The following is an 18,944-nucleotide window of genomic DNA, read 5'->3' on the forward strand; positions in this document are numbered from 1 at the left end:
CTAAAAATCAGCACTTTGCGGTGTACGCGGAAACGGAATCACATCGCGGATATTTCCCATACCCGTCATAAATTGCACGAGTCGTTCAAAACCCAAGCCGAAACCAGCGTGGGGGACAGTACCATAACGACGCAAATCCAAATACCACCACAAGTCTTCTGGGTTTAATCCTTGCGCTAACACGCGGCGTTCTAGAACTTCCAAGCGTTCTTCGCGCTGGGAACCGCCGACAATTTCGCCAATTTTGGGTGCGAGAATATCCATTGCGCGGACGGTTTTTTCATCGTCGTTCAAGCGCATATAAAAAGCTTTGATTTGCGCTGGATAATCTGTAACGATCACAGGCTTTTTAAATAATTCTTCAGCTAGATAGCGTTCGTGTTCTGATTGTAAATCTAAACCCCAACTCACAGGATATTCAAATTTAACATCGGCTTTTTCTAAAAGTGCGATCGCTTCTGTATAAGTTAAGCGTTCAAACTGATTGTTAATAATATTTTCGGCTGTCGCCAACACAGACTTATCAATGCGTTCATTGAAAAACTCCATATCTTCTGGGCAAGTTTCCAACACATATTTAAAAATGTGTTTGAGAAATGCCTCAGCTAAATCCATATCTCCTTCTAAGTCACAAAAAGCCATTTCTGGCTCAACCATCCAAAATTCTGCTAAGTGGCGGGAAGTGTTGGAATTTTCTGCACGGAAGGTAGGACCAAAGGTGTAGACGTTACTAAACGCCATCGCCATCACTTCCGCTTCCAACTGGCCGCTAACTGTTAAATATGTGGGTTTAGCGAAAAAGTCTTGGCTGTAATCTACTGCTTGGTCTTTTGTGCGGGGAATATTTTTTAAATCTAAACTGGTAACGCTAAACAGTTCACCCGCCCCTTCACAATCGCTAGCAGTGATGATGGGTGTGTGTACCCATAAAAAGCCTCTTTCGTGGAAAAATTGGTGAATTGCTGTCGAACAAGCATTTCTGACGCGGAAAACTGCACCAAAAGAATTAGTCCGCGATCGCAAATGTCCAATGGTTCGTAGAAACTCAAAGGAATGGCGTTTCTTTTGCAGAGGATATGTATCGGGATCAGCTTCTCCGTAAACTTTCACTGTTTCGGCTTTCAACTCAATCCGTTGTCCTTTACCAAGAGAAGCCACTAGTACCCCTGTCACCTCAACAGCAGCACCTGTATTCAGTTTTTTCAATATAGCTTCATAGTCTGGCAAATCTTGATTAATGACGACTTGCAAATTAGCTAGTGATGAGCCGTCATTGACTTCAATAAAAGCAAACCCTTTGGAATCGCGTTTAGTCCGCACCCAGCCTTGCACTTGGAGAGACTCATCAGGTTGACCACTTCGCAATATTTCTGCAATCCGTCGATTTACCATATTTTACAACTTGTATTTCGTCAACGTAGTCAGTATAGATATTAAAGAATGTTAACGAGCTAACCCAATCCAAAATCCAAAATCTAAAATCCAAAATTGGGATTACCCAGCATAAGACTTTAATATCCAGCCTATGATAACGCCCATTCCACCAAAGCGGACGACTTGCCAGAAAGGTTTTTTCAGGCTACGCCAAGAAAATAACTGGCTTTCTAAGTTTTGTTCTAGCATTTCTAACTGCTGTTGAATTTGCCGTAAGTCTGCTTTGATTTGTGGTGTCTGAGATTTATTGTGCTTCAGCTGATCCCGGCGCTGTTGCCATTGTGCCTGTTGTTGGCGATCGCGTTGCACTTGATCATAACGTTCTTTTAAGGACACGAGCGATCGCTCTACTTCCTCTAATTCTTGTTCAAAATCTGGTTCTGGAGTTTCCCCTGGCGGTTGTGATTGTTTAGACGGCTTCATGTACAAGTAGTAAACTAAGATTAAATGCGAGTCTGCCAATAGTCAAAATTAAAACTATGAGTTTTTGACTCAGCACTCAGCACTCAGCACTCAGCACTCAGCACTCATAATTATGTCTCAATCTACCCAGCTGCCTAAAACCAGTCAACTGAATGAACTTAGTACTCTGGAAATAGCTCAAGCCCTAATGGAAAGACTAAGCATTTCCCCTAACGATTGGCATCGCCTCAAGTCTAACCGCAATTCCCGCGCCAATGAACAAGTGGCAGCAGCTATTGTGTATCTTTTAAAGAATCAGCCACAAGAAGCTCAAGCTAGATTAGAACAAGCAATTGGTTGGTTAGATCGCTCCATTTCTGCGCCTCCCTGTCCGACTCATGGGAAATAGGGAGTAGGGAGTAGGGAGTAGGGAGTAGGGGATAAAAAAAATCAATCAACTAATAACTTTCCCCACTCCCCACTCACCATTCCCTACTCCCCTCTTATCGCCTTACCGTCGCAGAGATAATCCCCGGCGATTTTCCATTTGTTTACAAAGCCTCAATTCTGTGCCTTTGCGGTTCCACTCTACCTGATCAAAAATTTGATGGAGAAGAGATAAACCACGACCACTTTCTGCCTCATCTGGTGGGAGATAGTCTGTTAATTCTTCATCACTACTAGATGAAGGAGTAAAGCCGCTACCCTGGTCTGATATTATCCACCAATATTGATTATCTATTAAGGAAAAACGCACTACAACTGTTTTACTTGGATCAAGATTATTGCCATGTTTAGCGGCGTTTACTAGGGCTTCTTGAAGTCCTAGCCGCAATTCTGCTTGTAACTTTGCTGGAATTTCTGCCAACAGTAAATCTAATATTGGACAAAGATAGAGGGTTGAGGCAAAACTAATAGTGCCCCAATAACGTCCAACTGGACGGAGTGAAATAGTAATCACAAGAGATACCCCATAGCTTTCAGTTAGCTAGACATCAGTTTGCTATTACAGGCACCCTGATAAAACTTGAGGTGGTCATGCTGCCTTCAAACTTGCGTCTTTAAAACTAAATTTTGAAAATGCTAGGGAGCATTGACTTCATGTATGAGTTGGAATTGTTTAGATATATAGCGGCTGGAATAAGTTTGATAATGAAGTCAGCAACTTCAAAAGATGCTAGTAATTTAAGAGAGTATTGGCATACTCTAGTTAATTGCCGATTTGTAATTTACACAATCCAATTTCACATTTTTAAGAGCCTATGCAACTTGAATTTCTTTAAACAAAACGAATTTCTATTTTTAGCTTAATTCAATTTTAGCATCTTTAGTATGCAGTAGACTAAAAATTTCAAATTTCAGTTTTTGTAAAGGAATTATCACCCTTATCCAAATGTGATAGCACAAGAAAGGCGGCAGCTTCAACATGAGCAGTTTGAGGAAAAAAATCAGCAGGTTGCACCCGTGTGATAGTATATTGCCCATCTTGACAAAGCAATTTCAGGTCGCGGGCGAGGGTAGCTACTTTACAGCTGACGTAAACAATCCGAGATGGTTTCAATTCCCGTAAAGTGTCGATGACAGCGCGATCGCACCCTTTACGTGGCGGATCGAGTATTACTACTTCTGGTATTGTGCCCATTTGGGGAAGCAATTTTTCTACTGCCCCGACTTGGAATGTCACATTATCAATTCCGTTGCGGTGGGCATTCAAAATAGCTTGGTCTACTGCTGCTGGTTGCACTTCTAATCCTGTAGCAATACGTACTTTTTTGGCGAGGGGTAAAGTTAAAGTTCCAATACCACAATAGGCATCAACTAGCAACTCATGCCCTTGAAGATTGAGTTCTGATTGAATTACCTGCAATAGTGCCTCTGCTGTTTCTGTATACACTTGGAAAAATGTATCTGGACGCACTTGAAATTCCAGTCCAGCAAAAATTTCACGCAGGTGGGGGACTCCAGCGATGCAACGGGTTTCTGATCCAAAGATAGCATTTGTGCGATCGCCATTGCGATTGAGGGACACTCCCACTAACTGGGGATAGCGCTTTAACCATTCCTGGGCTTGGGTTTCAATTCCTGATAAATTCCAGTCCTTCACCACCAAAGTCAGCAACATTTCTCCAGTGTGTCGGCCAATGCGTAAACCGAGATGGCGAATTTTTCCCTGGTGACGCTGTTCATCATAAATTTGCCAACCCCGTTGTTGAATATCCTGCTTAACTTCGGCAAGTAAGGGATTTAATCGCGAGTCTTGGACTGGACATTGATTTAAGTTAATTAATTGGTGACTACCTTTTTGGTAGTAACCAGCTTGTACCTGTCCTGTTGCTGATGTACCCAGAGGATATGTAGATTTATTACGGTAGCCGAAAGCAGAAGGGGCGGCAAGTACTGGATCTACCCGTGGTTGGACAAAACCGCCAATGCGTTCCAAAGCTTGGATAACTTGATTTTGCTTGGCTGCTAGCTGGTAATCATAATTAATATGCTGCCACTGGCAACCACCGCACTTGTCAGCCACAATACAACTAGGTCTTATCCGGTAGGGAGATGGTGACAATAGCTCCTGGAGCTTCCCGTGGGCGTATTTGGGTTTAACATGTACCAAGCGGACAATGGCGCGATCGCCTGGTACACTATCTGGGACAAACACTACACGCTCATCAGCGCGTCCCACACCATCACCTGTATCACTCAGGTTTGCGATCGTAACTTCAATTAATTCACCCTGTTGCCAAACTATTTTAGTCATTAGTTATTAATCAAGAGTCAAAAGTCAACAGTCAACAGTCAAAAGTTATTAATTCTCCCTCTACTCCCTGCTTCCTCTGCTCCTTCATCTCCATGATCTCTCTTCACTTGTGTACCTCCGACTCGCTAAACTAACAGATAATATTTCAGGTGATTTCAATCATCATGACTGTAATTAGCCAAGTTATTCTCAAAGCCGACGACGAACTGCGTTATCCCAGCAGTGGCGAACTTAAAAATATCAAAGACTTTTTGCAAACCGGCGTACAACGGACGCGGATTGCTGCTACCTTAGCCGAAAACGAAAAAAAGATAGTTCAGGAAGCAACCAAACAACTTTGGCAGAAGCGTCCTGACTTTATCTCCCCCGGAGGTAATGCTTACGGAGAACGCCAACGCTCTCTATGTATCCGTGATTTTGGCTGGTACTTACGTCTAATTACTTATGGTGTGCTAGCCGGCGACAAAGAGCCAATTGAAAAAATCGGTTTGATTGGTGTACGAGAAATGTACAATTCATTGGGCGTTCCCGTGCCTGGAATGGTAGAAGCGATCAATTCCCTCAAAACAGCCTCCCTTAGCTTACTGAGTGCGGAAGACTCTGCCCAAGCAGCACCCTACTTTGATTACATCATTCAAGCGATGTCTTAATACAAAGTGTGTGCTGGTTCTAGGAGTATACTTCCGGTCTACTAGAGTGAGTGCAAGATATTAGCACTCGATAGGCATAAGATCCCCAATTTGATCATACCTTCCCCACATTTGGTAGTGGCTGTGGCAAAATCTCTGTCAAGTTACCAACCAGTTGTGGGGAAATTTTATAGGTCTGGTCATAGATCAGAGGACATGCGGATATTAAAAAACCGACAGTCCTTGATTAAGGCTGTCGGCAATTAAGTGTGTTCCCTATTAATGACTCGGCTAGAGTTCAGTTGTCATTAATTATGCCTAGTTAGCGATCGCAGGGAGACGATCCTAATCATAGATATGTGTGATTCTCGTCACTTGATTGTTACAGATAAACTGCATATACCCGAATAATCTCTGAGTTTAAGTAAATCTATGCAAGTTTGGAGCTAGAGCTAAGAATATATACGCTGGTACATACTTTTTCAGCCTAAGAGCAAACAACACCAATTAGACACTCAGGGGTTAAAACACGCGATAGAGGAATTAAGAAACTCATGCCCCGTTTGCCAAAGTGCTGTAGCAGAAAGAGCTATCTGCAAAGATAAATTTCTCAAAGCCAGTGGTAGACAAGCTAATGGAGTTTCCATTGTTGTTGAAAGTGATGTTGGCACTTTTAAGGGTATTGCCAGAAATAACACCAGATACGATGAGTTCAGAGCGATTGAAAGCTCTTAGATCGAGGGTATCAAAACCGTCCCCGCCATCAACAGTCGCAGCACCGAATCCTTTGAAGTAGTCATTGCCAGTGCCTAGAGTAATGTGTATCCCGCCACCGATAGAGACTTTTTGTTGAACTCCATCTAGGATACTGGTGGCGATAATTTTGTCATTGCCATTGCCAGTGTTAATGATTCCTTTTCCATAAATGCCATAGGCAGTACTACCAATTGTTGCTGTCGCCTGTCCGATAAGGGCGTCAGAAGCATTGCCAGTATCAATTATTCCATCGTTGAAGATGCCATAGGCGGTGGCATTTTTTCCAGAACTGTTGCCATAACCAGTAATTGTGTCGTTGCCCCACCCTGTAGCGATCGTGCCGTCTTTAGTGTTCTCGATGCCGGTTCCAGCACCTGCGTCGCCGTCACTGTCAGCAGTACCGATACCACCATTCCCGCCAGTACCGATGCCAAAGATGGTGTCTTCTCCGTTTCCGGTATCTAGTTTGTTACTGTTGCTGATGCCGATTCCAGTACCGCCGTTGCCGTTAGTAGAATCAAGGATATTTATGATAACCCCGCCGTTGCCACCAGTACCGGTGCCAGCGATGGTGTCTTTTCCGTCCCCTAAATTCAGACTGCCACTGTTAACGATGCCAGCCCCAGTACCGCCGTTGCCGCTCAAGTAATAGGCGTCGCTGCCGATGCCGCCAGTACCAGTGCCAGTAATGGTGTCTTTTCCGTCCCCTGAATTCAGATTGCCACTGTTGCTGATGCCAGTCCCAGTACCGCCGTTGCCGCCTAACTCACCGTCACTGTCGCTACCGACGTCACCCTCACCGCTTATGCCACCAATACCAGTGCCAGTGATAGTATCTTCCCCGTCCCCTGCATTCAAACTGCCACTGTTGCTGATGCCAGTCCCAGTACCGCCGTCGCCGCTTCTGAAGCCACTGTAGCCGCCGCCGTTGCTGCCAGTACCAGTGCCATTGATAGTGTCTTTTCCATCCCCTGCATTCAAACTGCCACTGTTAACGATGCCAGTCCCATTCCCGCCGTTACCGCCATAATCACCGCTGGTGCCATTACCAATGCCGGTGATGGTGTCTTCTCCGTCGCCTGCATTCAAACTGCCACTGTTAACGATGCCAGTCCCATTCGCACCATAGGCGCCGTTGAAGCCAGCGTTGCCGCCAGTACCAGTACCGATGATAGTGTCTTCTCCCTCCCCTGAATTCAGACTGCCACTGTTAGCGATTCCTATCCCACTACCGCCGTTGCTGCCCGAGTCATGTCCTCCGTCACCATCGCCGCCAATACCGATGCCGATAATAGTATCTTTTCCATCCCCCGTATTCAGCCTGTTACTGTTGCTGATGCCTGTTCCAGTACCGCCGTTGCCGGCTCTGAAGTTGCTACCACCTTCGCCGCCAGTACCGATGCCAGTAATAGTGTTTTCTCCATCCCCTGCATTGAGACTGCCACTGTTAGCTATGCCTGTCCCACTACCACCGTCGCCAGCATCGCCACTGTCACTACTCCCGCCTAAGCCGCCAGTACCAGTGCCAGTGATAGTGTCTTTTCCGTCCCCTGAATTCAGACTGACGCTGTTAGCTATTCCTGTCCCACTACCACCGTCACCAAGGACGACGTCGCCGCCTATGCCGCCAGTGGCAGTGCCGATGATCGTATCTTCTCCATCCCCTGTATTCAAACTGCCACTGTTGTTAATGCCTGTCCCAATACCACCATTACCGCTGAAGGCGGTACCATACGTACTTGTGCCTTTACTCGTGCCTTGAATGATGTCATTTCCTGAGAGTGTACTAATAAAACCTCCAGTTAAAATATCAATACCAATTGTTGGTCTTGTTGTTGTTTGTGATGCGTTTAACTCTTGCCCAACTAAGATGTCAATACCGGAGGTGCCGATGAAATTGGGTGGAACGGTAAGTCTAGCCACGATGAAAATCCTCCTTATTAGATTAGTACGGTCAGTTTGCTCATTGGAATGAGTAGTCTTTCAAAAAAATTTCCAAAATCCTTTCTCCGAGAGCCATTCAGTGATTGAGTCGGCTGTTGTGGTAGTTACTTCAGGCGAATGAAGTTCCAAGGAATTAATTAGATTCCAGGGCATTAAACCCACATTCATAAGGTGCGATCGCATCCTCTGATTTTTTCTGCCTTCTAATGGGTCATTTGACAGACTGATAGCCATTTCCATAATCTGGAAATCACCTATGCACGTTACAAGTAAAGAAAATTTTATTACTTCGTAATCATCAGTACAATTACCAGTATTTGAGGATTTAATACAATCTATCTTTAGACGTATTACAATATTGCTCTTTAGGGAGTTCCAATTAAAAAAATACCCAAATTGTAGGGGTACGCATGCACAGACTTTCGGTGAAACAGATATTTGATCGGTGCTGTATCCCTACTTGTTCGATAATTTATTCTTTGGAAGTCCCTAAGTAGATTTATTTATTCAGCCGATCTGTACCATCTAGCGATGAACAATCCTATAACTGCACCTACAGGGGAAGTAAATCGATAGAATAATGCTCTGTACAATTGGTGCATTATTTCCATGACCGCCACATCCTCTGCTTTCTTTTCCCCTCAAGAAATCGCTGCTGAAGGTCTTAAACCAGAAGAATACGCAGAAATTGTTCGTCGGTTAGGGCGTCATCCTAACAAAGCTGAACTGGGAATGTTTGGGGTGATGTGGTCAGAGCATTGCTGTTACAAGAATTCTCGACCTCTACTCAAACAATTTCCCACTGAGGGGCCCCGCATCCTCGTAGGGCCTGGTGAAAATGCCGGTGTTGTAGACTTGGGTGACGGATTCCAACTAGCCTTTAAGATTGAATCCCACAACCACCCCTCAGCGGTCGAACCCTTCCAGGGAGCCGCAACGGGAGTAGGAGGTATTCTCAGAGATATCTTTACAATGGGTGCGCGTCCCATTGCCCTATTAAACTCACTGCGCTTTGGTTCTCTAGAAGATGCCAAAACCCAACGCCTGTTTAGCGGTGTGGTAGCAGGAATTGCCCATTATGGTAATTGTGTGGGAGTACCCACCGTTGGCGGCGAAGTTTACTTTGACTCTGCTTACTCTGGTAATCCTCTGGTGAACGTTATGGCACTAGGGTTGATGGAAACACCAGAAATCGTCAAATCTGGAGCATCTGGCTTAGGCAACCCCGTACTTTATGTTGGTTCCACCACTGGGCGCGATGGCATGGGAGGCGCGAGTTTTGCTAGTGCAGAATTGAGTCAGCAGTCAATAGACGACCGTCCTGCTGTGCAAGTGGGCGATCCATTTTTGGAAAAGTCGTTAATTGAAGCTTGTCTGGAGGCGTTTAAAACGGGTGCAGTTGTCGCCGCCCAAGATATGGGAGCTGCGGGGATCACCTGTTCTACTTCAGAGATGGCGGCAAAAGGCGGTGTGGGAATTGAACTAGATTTAGATAAGATTCCCGCAAGAGAAACGGGGATGGTTCCATACGAATATCTGCTTTCAGAATCTCAAGAACGAATGCTGTTCGTTGCCCACAAGGGACGTGAGCAGGAGTTAATCGACATTTTTCACCGTTGGGGACTTCAAGCCGTTGTTGCTGGGACAGTCATCGCTGAACCTATCGTGCGGATTCTCTTCCAGGGTGAAATAGCAGCAGAAATTCCGGCTGAGGCTTTGGCGGAAAATACCCCACTATATCACCGGGAATTGTTGACAGAACCGCCACAATATGCCCGTCAAGCTTGGGAATGGACTGCTAATTCCTTACCTCCTTGCACAACTGCTGGAATAGAACTCCAAGGACATCTGCAAAGTTGGAATGATATTCTCTTAACTTTACTCGATACACCCACCATCGCTTCTAAAAGCTGGGTATATCGTCAGTATGACCATCAAGTACAGAATAATACAGTAATACTACCAGGTGGTGCAGATGCGGCTGTGGTGCGCTTGCGTCCCCTTGAAGAAATCCCCAATCTAAAATCTAAAATCCAAAATCTAAAATTAGGGGTGGCAGCAACGGTAGATTGCAATCCTCGTTATGTTTATCTTGACCCTTACGAGGGAGCTAAGGCAGTGGTGGCAGAAGCTGCACGCAATCTTAGCTGCGTGGGTGCAGAACCTCTGGCGGTGACAGATAACCTGAATTTTGGCTCTCCAGAAAAACCGATTGGTTATTGGCAGTTGGCAGAAGCTTGTCGTGGTTTGGCAGAAGCTTGTCGAGAATTCGCAACACCCGTCACAGGCGGAAATGTCTCTTTGTACAATGAAACCCTGGATTCCCAAGGCATCCCTCAACCCATTTATCCCACCCCAGTAGTGGGTATGGTGGGCTTGATTCCCGATATCACCAAAATTTGTGGTCAAGGTTGGCAAGCATCCGGCGATGTGATTTATCTATTGGGATTACCCATACAATCCAAAATCCAAAATCCAAAATCCAAAATTGAATTGGGAGCATCCGAGTATTTAGCCACTATCCACAGTACTGTTGCCGGAAAACCGCCACGGGTAGATTTTGATTTGGAACGCCGCGTCCAGAAAGTTTGTCGCGAAGGAATTCGTAATGGTCGGGTACGTTCAGCCCATGATTGTGCTGAGGGAGGGATGGCGATCGCACTAGCAGAATGTTGCATTGCTGGCAACCTTGGTGCCGAAATCAATTTAGAAATAGAACCAACCCAGGCACTACCTCGCTTTGATGAGGTGCTGTTTGCCGAAGGTGGTGCCAGGATTTTAGTTTCTGTAGCATCAGAACAACAAGAAATTTGGGAATCATACTTACAGCAACATCTGGGTCAAGATTGGCAAAAACTGGGTATAGTTGGTAATTCCCACATAGGTTTGGCGGTTTTAACCACTGATAACCAAGCCTTAATCAAAGTTAGTATCGAAGATATGAACGATCGCTATTCCCACGCGATCGCCAGACGTCTCGCTATCCACACCACTACCCCCAGTTAAAGAAGTTAGGAGTTGAAAATGAGGAGTTAGAAATAAAAAGCATAACTCCTAACAGACGCGATTAATCGCGTCTCTACTCCCAACTCCTAACTCCTGTACAGACGCGATTAATCGCGTCTCCTAACTCCTAACTCATTTATTAGCGTCCCTGAGCATAATTACGGTACTGTTTTAATAGATGGTTAAAGATTTGTTAAGAAATCACCAACTATCTATACACATAATCCCAGTGACTTGACCCCCCCCACCAGGAGCAAAGCTAGCATGATTTCTATTCATTCTGTCACTTCGGATGAATACCCCGACCAGACCAACAACCAAATCAATAGTCATGAAAATCAGCCTGACAAGCCAGAAGAAGCTTGCGGTGTTTTTGGCATCTACGCCCCAGGAGAAAACGTTGCTAAACTGACCTACTTTGGATTGTATGCCCTCCAGCATCGGGGTCAAGAATCAGCTGGTATTGCCACCTTTGAGGGTACACAAGTACACCTCCACAAAGATATGGGCTTGGTGTCTCAAGTTTTTAATGAATCCATCTTGGATCAATTGCCTGGTAGCCTTGCTGTTGGTCACACTCGTTATTCCACCACAGGTTCTAGCCGCAAAGTTAATGCCCAACCCGCAGTCCTAGAAACTCGCTTAGGTTCATTAGCTCTTGCACACAATGGTAATTTAGTCAATACAGTGCAATTGCGTCAAGAGTTGATTGAGAAAAAATGCAACTTAGTCACGACAACAGACTCAGAAATGATTGCTTTTGCGATCGCAGAAGCGATCAATGCTGGCGCAGATTGGCTAGAAGGTGCAATTCAGGCATTTCACCGTTGCAAAGGAGCCTTTAGTTTAGTCATTGGCACTTCCAGTGGCGTTATGGGTGTCCGTGATCCCAATGGCATTCGCCCCCTAGTAATTGGGACTTTGGCTGGTAATCCAGTCCGTTACGTTTTGGCTTCCGAGACTTGTGGTTTAGATATCATTGGAGCCGAATACCTGCGAGATGTAGAACCAGGCGAATTAGTTTGGATTACTGAAGAAGGTTTAGCTTCTTACCACTGGAGTCAACAGTCCGAGCGGAAATTGTGTATCTTTGAGATGATTTATTTTGCCCGCCCTGATAGCATCATGCACAACGAGAGCTTGTACAGCTACCGAATGCGCTTAGGGCGGCAACTAGCAGCAGAGTCTTTAGTAGATGCCGATATTGTCTTTGGTGTTCCTGATTCTGGTATCCCTGCTGCTATTGGATTTTCCCAAGCGTCTGGTGTAGCTTACGCTGAAGGTCTGATTAAAAATCGCTACGTTGGGCGAACTTTCATTCAACCAACCCAAACCATGCGTGAGTCAGGTATCCGCATGAAACTCAACCCCCTCAAAGATGTGCTGGCAGGGAAACGAGTGATCATCGTAGACGACTCGATTGTCCGGGGTACTACCAGCCGTAAACTAGTCAAAACCTTGCGTGATGCTGGTGCAGTAGAAGTACATATGCGAATTTCTTCTCCGCCTGTAACTCATCCCTGCTTCTATGGCATCGATACCGATTCTCAGGATCAGCTGATTGCTGCTACCAAGTCAGTCGCGGAAATTGCCAAGCAACTGGAAGTAGACAGCCTCGCCTATCTCAGTTGGGACGGAATGCTAGAAGCGACACGAGAAGACACCAATAGTTTCTGTTCTGCTTGTTTTACTGGAGATTATCCTGTAGCGATTCCTCAGCAAGTGAAGCGTTCTAAGCTGATCTTAGAAAAGATAGTGGTGTAAGCAGGGTTATTTCGTTCTAGACATAAACCGCCCAGAACTGAAGTTCGCACGCTTTTAGTTAAAGTCCGTTAAAACGGACTTTAACCTTTTTCGCTATTAGACTCAGAATTCATTCTGAGGCGAGCTTAGATGAGAATGAAATAGCCCTAAGTGGTGTAGAGGCTCCGACAGACTGAAGTCTGCCGCTACACAAACAAAGCCCGCCTACGCGGGCTAAATAAATGCTGTCAATCTCAGGTTAGAATTGGTAAATCATTCAACAGTCATGGTTTATGAACCAGCCGATATCTGAAAGAGTGCGCTGGACTACCGCCGATTTAGAATTGTTTCCAGATAACGGGAACCGCTATGAAATTATTGACGGAGAATTGTTTGTGACCAGAGCGCCTCACTGGAATCATCAAAAAACCTTTGTCAGAATTAGTACTTGCTTGGATAATTGGTCACAGACTACTGGTTTGGGAGAAGTTGTGACTGCTCCAGGCATAATTTTTGGCGATAATGATAATGTGATTCCTGATGTTGTCTGGGCTAGCAATGAGAGATTGCCCTTACTTTTAGACGAGGCGGGGCATTTGAGTGGTGCGCTAGAACTGGTAGTAGAGGTGCTATCTGCTGGTATTGAAAATGAAAAGCGAGATAGGGAACTTAAACTAAAGCTTTACTCAGCAAGAGGTGTCAGAGAATATTGGATTGTGGATTGGCGCAAGCAACAGGTGGAAGTATATCGACGTGAACAAGCGAGTTTAAAGTTAGTTGCTACGTTGTTCAATGGTGATGAGTTGAACTCACCCATATTGCCTGATTTTACTTGTGCGATGTCTACGACGGGCTACGCCTACGCATCCTTATTTACTTAACACAATAGCAAGCGATCGCTTTTGAGTAGCATTTCCCGATTTTCGTTCTCAGAGAAAACATGACTCTGACGAAAAGGACGCTATCTTTAGAATGTATTAATGAATGCGGAATTGAGGTATGGATGCCGAGGAATTACTCAGGCGTTATGCTACTGGGGAGAGAGATTTTAGTGGAGTCAATCTTAGTAGGTGGCTTCACAATTTAAGCAATACCAACTTGAGAGGTATTATCTTGGTTGGAGCAAATCTGCACAGTGCCGACTTTGACGGTGCTGACTTAGAAGGTGCCGACTTTAGTAAAGCTATCTTGGATAATGCGACTATGGTTGGTGCCAACTTGGTCGAAGCTATTCTGGAGAAAAGCAATTTATGTGAGGTTGATTTGAGCGGCGCTGACCTCAGCAGAGCAATCATGAGAAAAGCTTTTATGATTGAGTCTGGGCTTGATGGAGCCGATTTGAGTCGACGAGCTGATTTGCGCGATGCCAACTTACAAAGCGCGGGGCTGGACGATGCTATCCTGATAGAAGCTAACTTAAGGGGATGCACCTTGATTAATACAGTCTTCAGACAGGCTGATTTGAATGGGGCTGACCTTAGTAACACGAATTTAGCGGGAGCTAACCTGAGTAAAGCTGACTTGACAGATACTAATCTTGACGGCTGCTTCTTCTGCAATACCATTATGCCCGATGGAAGTATTGGAAATAATTAGTGCGATCGCTTCCCTCACTAGTTGAGAAACGAAACCCAACATTCATGACCGATATCCAATTAACAAATAGAAAGTACAGCTTAACTGTGCTGCAAAAACTCAACCTTGGGTAATAAGGGGTCAGTCACAATACCCACACCGCTAAAACCCCAACGTTTGAGCAAGTTTCCCAACTGTGTACGCGCAATAGATTCCACAGCAAAGCGATTTGCCACTTCTGCTGCATGGGTGTTGAGATAACTAAGGGCATCAAAGCTTTCGTGAAACAGCAATAAATAACCTGATGTTTCGGTATCAGGACGAGCTATGAGATAATTACCGTCAGTTTTTGAGCGCACCAAGTAATAGACTTCGGACAGCATGGAGATCAAGATGGGGGGAAATGGGGGATGACTAATTGAGATTTTCTAAGCGAATGCGTGGATCGGCGGCTTTTAACATTAAATCGGCGATTAAATTACCAACAATCAGCAACACTGCGCCCATTACCAAGCTTGCCATTAACAAATATAAATCTTGAGCTTGTAAAGCCTGTAAAGTCAACCTCCCTAAACCGGGCCAGTTGAAGAAAAATTCGGCAATGAAAGCACCGTTTAATAAACCAGCTAATTCAAAACCCAATAAGGTAATCAAGGGATTTATCGCATTGCGGAGAGCATGAACGTAGATGACACGGTTTTCTGGCAGTCCTTTGGCACGAGCTGTTTGGATATAATCTTGACGCAGCACATCCAATAATTCGCCGCGAGTGATCCGTTGTAAACCAGCAAAACTTGTAATTGAGAGGGCGATCGTGGGTAAAATCATGTGCCAGCCGATATCTAAGATTCTGCCAAACCACGACAGTTCCGAGTGATTGATGCTAGTCATGCTACCCACTGGGAATAAAGGCGAGGTGAGTTGGGCGAAAACCAGCAGCGCTAAGACAGTGATGAAAATGGGAAAGCCTTGTCCGGCATAACTAATCACCTGTAAAATCCGATCTGATAGCTTATTTTGGTTAACAGCGGCAAAAATCCCTAGAGGGATGGCGATCGCCCATGTGACAATTAAAGATGCGATCGCTAATAGCAAAGTCGCTGGTACCCGTTCCCACAACAGCGATGCCACTGAACGTTGATAAATAAAACTTGTGCCAAAATCCCCCTTTGTCAAGATTCGCCATAGCCACAGCCAAAATTGCTCTGGCCAAGACTTATCCAGACCAAACTGCCGCTTGATTTCCTCAATTCTTTCTGGGGATATCTTTGGGTTTTGCCGCAGCGTATCTACATAATCACCAGGAGCAAGTTGAATAATAAAAAACGACAACGCTGACGCCAACAACAAAGTCAGTAGTGCCTGCAATATCCGCTTTGCCACATAAACAAAAGTTTCGCTCGTGACTAGCCTGATTAGCCAATCCCGACCTGTCTCCAAGGAAATTCTCGTAGATGTCATTTGTCCTTTGTCCTTTTTCTTCTGTCCTTTGTCCTTTGTTGTTTGCTAATGACCAATGACTAATGACCAATGACAAATAACTAATATTCAATTAGAGAGATAATCGGCACGTCCGGCAGATATTTACGCCCTTCTAAATCCCGTAGCTCGATAATAAACCCAAATCCTACTAGTTCGCAGCCAATCTTCTGCACTAACTTTGCTGTTGCACTCGCAGTTCCACCCGTGGCAATCAAATCGTCCACAATCAAAACTCGGCTACCTTGGTGTAAAGCGTCTTGATGCACTTCTAGACAGTCTGTACCATACTCTAGTTCATATTCAATTGAGTGAACCACTGCTGGTAATTTACCTCTTTTGCGGACGGGAATAAAACCAACTCCTAATTTATAAGCCAGAGGTGAGCCAAAAATGAATCCCCTCGACTCTATACCGATGACATAATCTGTTATGATCCCAGCTTCGTTGCATTTTTGTGTTAAAAAGTCAATAGTGTAGCGCAGTCCCTCTGGATCACGCAGCAGCGTAGTAATATCCCGAAATAAAATTCCGGGTTTGGGGAAATCTGGGATGTCACGAACGAGAGACTTCAAATCCATAAAATAGGGATTGGGGATTAGGGATTGGGGATTAGGGATTAGGGATTGGGGATTAGGGAAAGTTAGGAGTGAAGAGTGAGGAGTTATTAATTTAAATTCATAGCTATCCCAGTCCCCAGTCCCCAGTCCCAATTCCCAATTCCCAGTCCCCACTTTTCAGATACCTGAAAAATCGTACACTATAATGTCATACGCTGGGGGTCGAGGCTGAAGCTTCGCCCTTCATTGACGATAATTAGAATCTAAACCAAGCTAGAAAAGGTATTGCACTAAGAAATGAGGTGAATTAACTGATGTTTTAAAACTTTGATTTCAATATAGGGAAACCTTTGAGTAGAAAGAGTTAACTAATGTATATATCAGGTAGTCATGCTACTGGTACAAGTCTAATGTTCAAGTCTTGGCTACGGATCTTAAATTTGTTTTATCTAGTCTGTTGGAACCGCACAAGGTATTTATAGAATGAATGTCTCAGCAAGTTTAACGCCGTTCAACAGTCCAACCCAAGAGTCACTGCCGACGATTCTGGACACTTTACCAGATCCTGCGATCGCTTCCAAGACGTGTCCTCGGAGAACGCGGTTGCAAATTGACCTAATTTTATTGGCAATTGAAGCTTTAGAGCTTGGTGGTTCGGAAGCAATCCTAACTTTTGCTCAAGAGTTGGATCTAAAAGGAATTGTTAAAGATCGGGTGAATTTATGGCGGATGCGTAGCTCTAACCCGCTACGAAGAGCGCACATGCGCCGTCCCTTAAGTATCATGGAAGCAAAAGCTCTGGTGGTCATTGCTTGCTATATAGCGCGGCGTTTAACTGTTGTCATCCGCCAGTTACTAATGATATGTCAACAAATGGAAGAAAAGCAGATTCCATTACAACAGAATTTGCGCCTATCTAATTACCTAGAACGGTTTAGAGCGCATTTTAAGAGCCGGATGAATGCTCGACGTTCTGGTGTACTGGCATTAAGTTCTGATGAAAAATTAGATGAGCTAGCGATAAATTTGTTAGGACAATTACTATTTTGTACCGGTACAGCTGGAATGCAGCGGTTCTGGATTAGTCTTTTTGACGGTGAAGTAGAATGAATATTCAACGTAAGTACAGTCTACCTAATTGTACACTGCTTTTAGAAGGCTTAAGTGATGTCACCAGGGCTGCACAGTTCCAAGAAATGCGCCCGGAATTATCAATATTGGTAAATGCAGAATGCTATTTATCTGGTTACAATCAACCCCTAACGGGAGGACGGGAATTTTTTGAAAGTTTGGTGAGGGCTGTTAGTGGCTATGCCCAAGAATTTTTAAGTAGTGTACCCAATCCGCAAGCACACAACCAGGAATCAGAGCTAGTAGAGTTTCAGAAAGTTGACGGCAACCGGCACAGGCTAATTATACATTCAGAAGGTGCTTCAGAGGGGTTTGAGTCTCACTCTAACAATTCTAAACGTCCGCCTATTGAAATAGATTTGAATACAGTACAGTTGTTTGATTTAGTGGAAGCAGTGGATCAGTTTTTTGCTGATAGCCAAACTTTACCAGAACTTTCCCTAGAACTACAACCAGTTACCAGACGCTATGGCGGTGCGAGTCCGGCTTTGATCAGGCAGGCAGTTCCTGCTGCTGTGGGAGTATCAACTTTAGCAGTAGCAGCGATCGCTTTTAACTTGATTCCACCTCCCCAAATCCGTCCACCACAGCCTAAACCAGATGAGCAAACTAGCTCTACAACAAAAAGTATCACTCCTCCAGTATCAGCGGCTGCAACTCCCATAGTCGCGGTAACGCCCACACCAACGCCCACAGCTAATGCAAAGCCAGCAGTTAAAGATTTAGAAGCACTTTTAAATACAGTTCCAGAAATTACTGATCCATCCCAGTTGCGTGCATTGAATCGTCAAGTTTACAACCAAGTTCATCCAGCTTGGACTAATCGCTCAGGATTGCAACAGGATTTGATCTATCGTCTGGGTGTAGCTGCGGATGGAGCGATCGTTGGTTATAAAGCGGTGAATAAAGAGGCAAATCTAGGAGTGGGGCAAACTCCTCTGCCTAACCTACTTTATAATCCTGCTAACCGCGCTCCCATTTCTAATGAACCAATCGCCCAATTTCGAGTAGTATTTACTACACAAGGTGTGCTAGAAGTTAGCCCTTGGCGGGGATATGCTAGTACACCAGAGGTAGTCGGTGCAAAAATTACTGACTCTAATATAGTCAAAGGTTTAAACCAAAAGCTTTATAGTACAGTTCGCCAAACCTGGAGTGGTACCCCCACCTTTACGCGAGATTTGAAATACCGGGTAGCGGTCAACAAAGATGGTGTAATTGCTGACTATGAACCACTCAACCAAGTCGCTTTTGACTATTTTCGGGAAACACCCCTTCCCAAGATGTTCAACGCTATCTACGGTTCCAATGTAGCAGCTCCCAACGATAAAGAACCTCTTGCCCACTTCCAAGTGATATTCAAGCCTAGCGGCAAACTTGAAGTCACTCCTTGGCAGGGATATCAGTAATTGGGCATGGGGCATGGGGCATTGGGCATTGGGCATTGGGCATTGGGCATTGGGCATTGGGCATTGGGCATTGGGCATTGGGCATTGGGCATTGGGCATTGGGCATTGGGCATTGGGC

Annotated in this window: 17 protein-coding genes; 8 read left to right on the forward strand and 9 right to left on the reverse strand. The window is 44.9% G+C overall.

What is annotated here, in order from left to right; all coding sequences use genetic code 11:
- Together asnS and V7K30_RS19890 are read right to left on the reverse strand one after the other, a co-directional pair.
- The gene (gene asnS, locus V7K30_RS19885) at positions 1-1,392 is read right to left on the reverse strand and encodes an asparagine--tRNA ligase (RefSeq protein ID WP_335002156.1); all 1,392 of its coding nucleotides are present in this window, start codon (positions 1,390-1,392) and stop codon (positions 1-3) included.
- Positions 1,393-1,494: 102 nt separating this feature from the next.
- Positions 1,495-1,857 (reverse strand): hypothetical protein, encoded by a 363-nt coding sequence (locus tag V7K30_RS19890; RefSeq protein WP_335002158.1) that lies wholly within the window; start codon positions 1,855-1,857, stop codon positions 1,495-1,497.
- 112 nt (positions 1,858-1,969) lie between these two features.
- Between V7K30_RS19890 and V7K30_RS19895 the strand changes: the two genes are divergently transcribed.
- Positions 1,970-2,245 carry a DUF6439 family protein gene (locus tag V7K30_RS19895; RefSeq protein WP_335002160.1) on the forward strand — a complete coding sequence of 92 codons (276 nt, stop codon included), beginning with the start codon at positions 1,970-1,972 and terminating at the stop codon, positions 2,243-2,245.
- A gap of 102 nt (positions 2,246-2,347) precedes the next feature.
- On the opposite strand, the gene V7K30_RS19900 is transcribed toward V7K30_RS19895, so the two are convergent.
- The gene (locus V7K30_RS19900) at positions 2,348-2,797 is read right to left on the reverse strand and encodes an ATP-binding protein (protein ID WP_334830528.1); all 450 of its coding nucleotides are present in this window, start codon (positions 2,795-2,797) and stop codon (positions 2,348-2,350) included.
- A gap of 390 nt (positions 2,798-3,187) precedes the next feature.
- The gene (rlmD, locus tag V7K30_RS19905) at positions 3,188-4,594 is read right to left on the reverse strand and encodes a 23S rRNA (uracil(1939)-C(5))-methyltransferase RlmD (RefSeq protein WP_335002162.1); all 1,407 of its coding nucleotides are present in this window, start codon (positions 4,592-4,594) and stop codon (positions 3,188-3,190) included.
- A 164-nt stretch (positions 4,595-4,758) separates the two neighbouring features.
- Here rlmD and V7K30_RS19910 point away from each other — a divergent pair, with 164 nt between their 5' ends.
- Entirely contained in the window at positions 4,759-5,244 is a 486-nt protein-coding gene (locus tag V7K30_RS19910) for an allophycocyanin subunit alpha-B (RefSeq protein WP_334884686.1), read from the forward strand.
- Positions 5,245-5,775: 531 nt separating this feature from the next.
- On the opposite strand, the gene V7K30_RS19915 is transcribed toward V7K30_RS19910, so the two are convergent.
- Entirely contained in the window at positions 5,776-7,902 is a 2,127-nt protein-coding gene (locus tag V7K30_RS19915) for a beta strand repeat-containing protein (RefSeq protein ID WP_335002164.1), read from the reverse strand.
- Between the two features lie 60 nt (positions 7,903-7,962).
- Positions 7,963-8,163 (reverse strand): hypothetical protein, encoded by a 201-nt coding sequence (locus V7K30_RS19920; RefSeq protein ID WP_335002166.1) that lies wholly within the window; start codon positions 8,161-8,163, stop codon positions 7,963-7,965.
- Positions 8,164-8,532: 369 nt separating this feature from the next.
- Here V7K30_RS19920 and purL point away from each other — a divergent pair, with 369 nt between their 5' ends.
- The 4 genes from purL (at position 8,533) to V7K30_RS19940 (ending at position 14,268) form a co-directional block, all read left to right on the forward strand.
- Complete coding sequence (gene purL / locus V7K30_RS19925) at positions 8,533-10,929, forward strand: phosphoribosylformylglycinamidine synthase subunit PurL (RefSeq protein ID WP_335002168.1); 2,397 nt, start codon at positions 8,533-8,535, stop codon at positions 10,927-10,929.
- A gap of 264 nt (positions 10,930-11,193) precedes the next feature.
- On the forward strand, positions 11,194-12,693 hold the full coding sequence (gene purF / locus V7K30_RS19930; protein ID WP_335002170.1) for an amidophosphoribosyltransferase: 1,500 nt from the start codon (positions 11,194-11,196) through the stop codon (positions 12,691-12,693).
- Positions 12,694-12,965: 272 nt separating this feature from the next.
- Positions 12,966-13,553, forward strand: coding sequence for a Uma2 family endonuclease (locus tag V7K30_RS19935; protein ID WP_335002172.1), 588 nt, complete (start codon positions 12,966-12,968; stop codon positions 13,551-13,553).
- A 118-nt stretch (positions 13,554-13,671) separates the two neighbouring features.
- Positions 13,672-14,268 carry a pentapeptide repeat-containing protein gene (locus V7K30_RS19940; RefSeq protein WP_335002174.1) on the forward strand — a complete coding sequence of 199 codons (597 nt, stop codon included), beginning with the start codon at positions 13,672-13,674 and terminating at the stop codon, positions 14,266-14,268.
- An 80-nt stretch (positions 14,269-14,348) separates the two neighbouring features.
- Here V7K30_RS19940 and V7K30_RS19945 read toward each other — a convergent pair whose 3' ends face one another.
- The 3 genes from V7K30_RS19945 to V7K30_RS19955 all read right to left on the reverse strand — a co-directional run bounded on the left by V7K30_RS19945 (position 14,349) and on the right by V7K30_RS19955 (position 16,307).
- On the reverse strand, positions 14,349-14,630 hold the full coding sequence (locus tag V7K30_RS19945; RefSeq protein ID WP_335002176.1) for a hypothetical protein: 282 nt from the start codon (positions 14,628-14,630) through the stop codon (positions 14,349-14,351).
- A 31-nt stretch (positions 14,631-14,661) separates the two neighbouring features.
- Complete coding sequence (locus tag V7K30_RS19950) at positions 14,662-15,708, reverse strand: ABC transporter permease (RefSeq protein ID WP_335002178.1); 1,047 nt, start codon at positions 15,706-15,708, stop codon at positions 14,662-14,664.
- Between the two features lie 80 nt (positions 15,709-15,788).
- The gene (locus tag V7K30_RS19955; RefSeq protein ID WP_335002180.1) at positions 15,789-16,307 is read right to left on the reverse strand and encodes an adenine phosphoribosyltransferase; all 519 of its coding nucleotides are present in this window, start codon (positions 16,305-16,307) and stop codon (positions 15,789-15,791) included.
- Between the two features lie 462 nt (positions 16,308-16,769).
- Between V7K30_RS19955 and V7K30_RS19960 the strand changes: the two genes are divergently transcribed.
- Positions 16,770-17,396, forward strand: coding sequence for a DUF3038 domain-containing protein (locus V7K30_RS19960; RefSeq protein ID WP_335002182.1), 627 nt, complete (start codon positions 16,770-16,772; stop codon positions 17,394-17,396).
- A complete protein-coding gene (locus V7K30_RS19965) occupies positions 17,393-18,826 on the forward strand; it encodes a DUF4335 domain-containing protein (RefSeq protein WP_335002184.1) in 1,434 nt (477 codons plus the stop codon). The genes V7K30_RS19960 and V7K30_RS19965 overlap by 4 nt, the downstream gene beginning before the upstream one ends.
- The last annotated feature ends 118 nt before the right edge of the window (positions 18,827-18,944 follow it).

Source organism: Nostoc sp. (assembly GCF_036917655.1).
In the GTDB taxonomy this organism is placed as follows: domain Bacteria; phylum Cyanobacteriota; class Cyanobacteriia; order Cyanobacteriales; family Nostocaceae; genus Nostoc.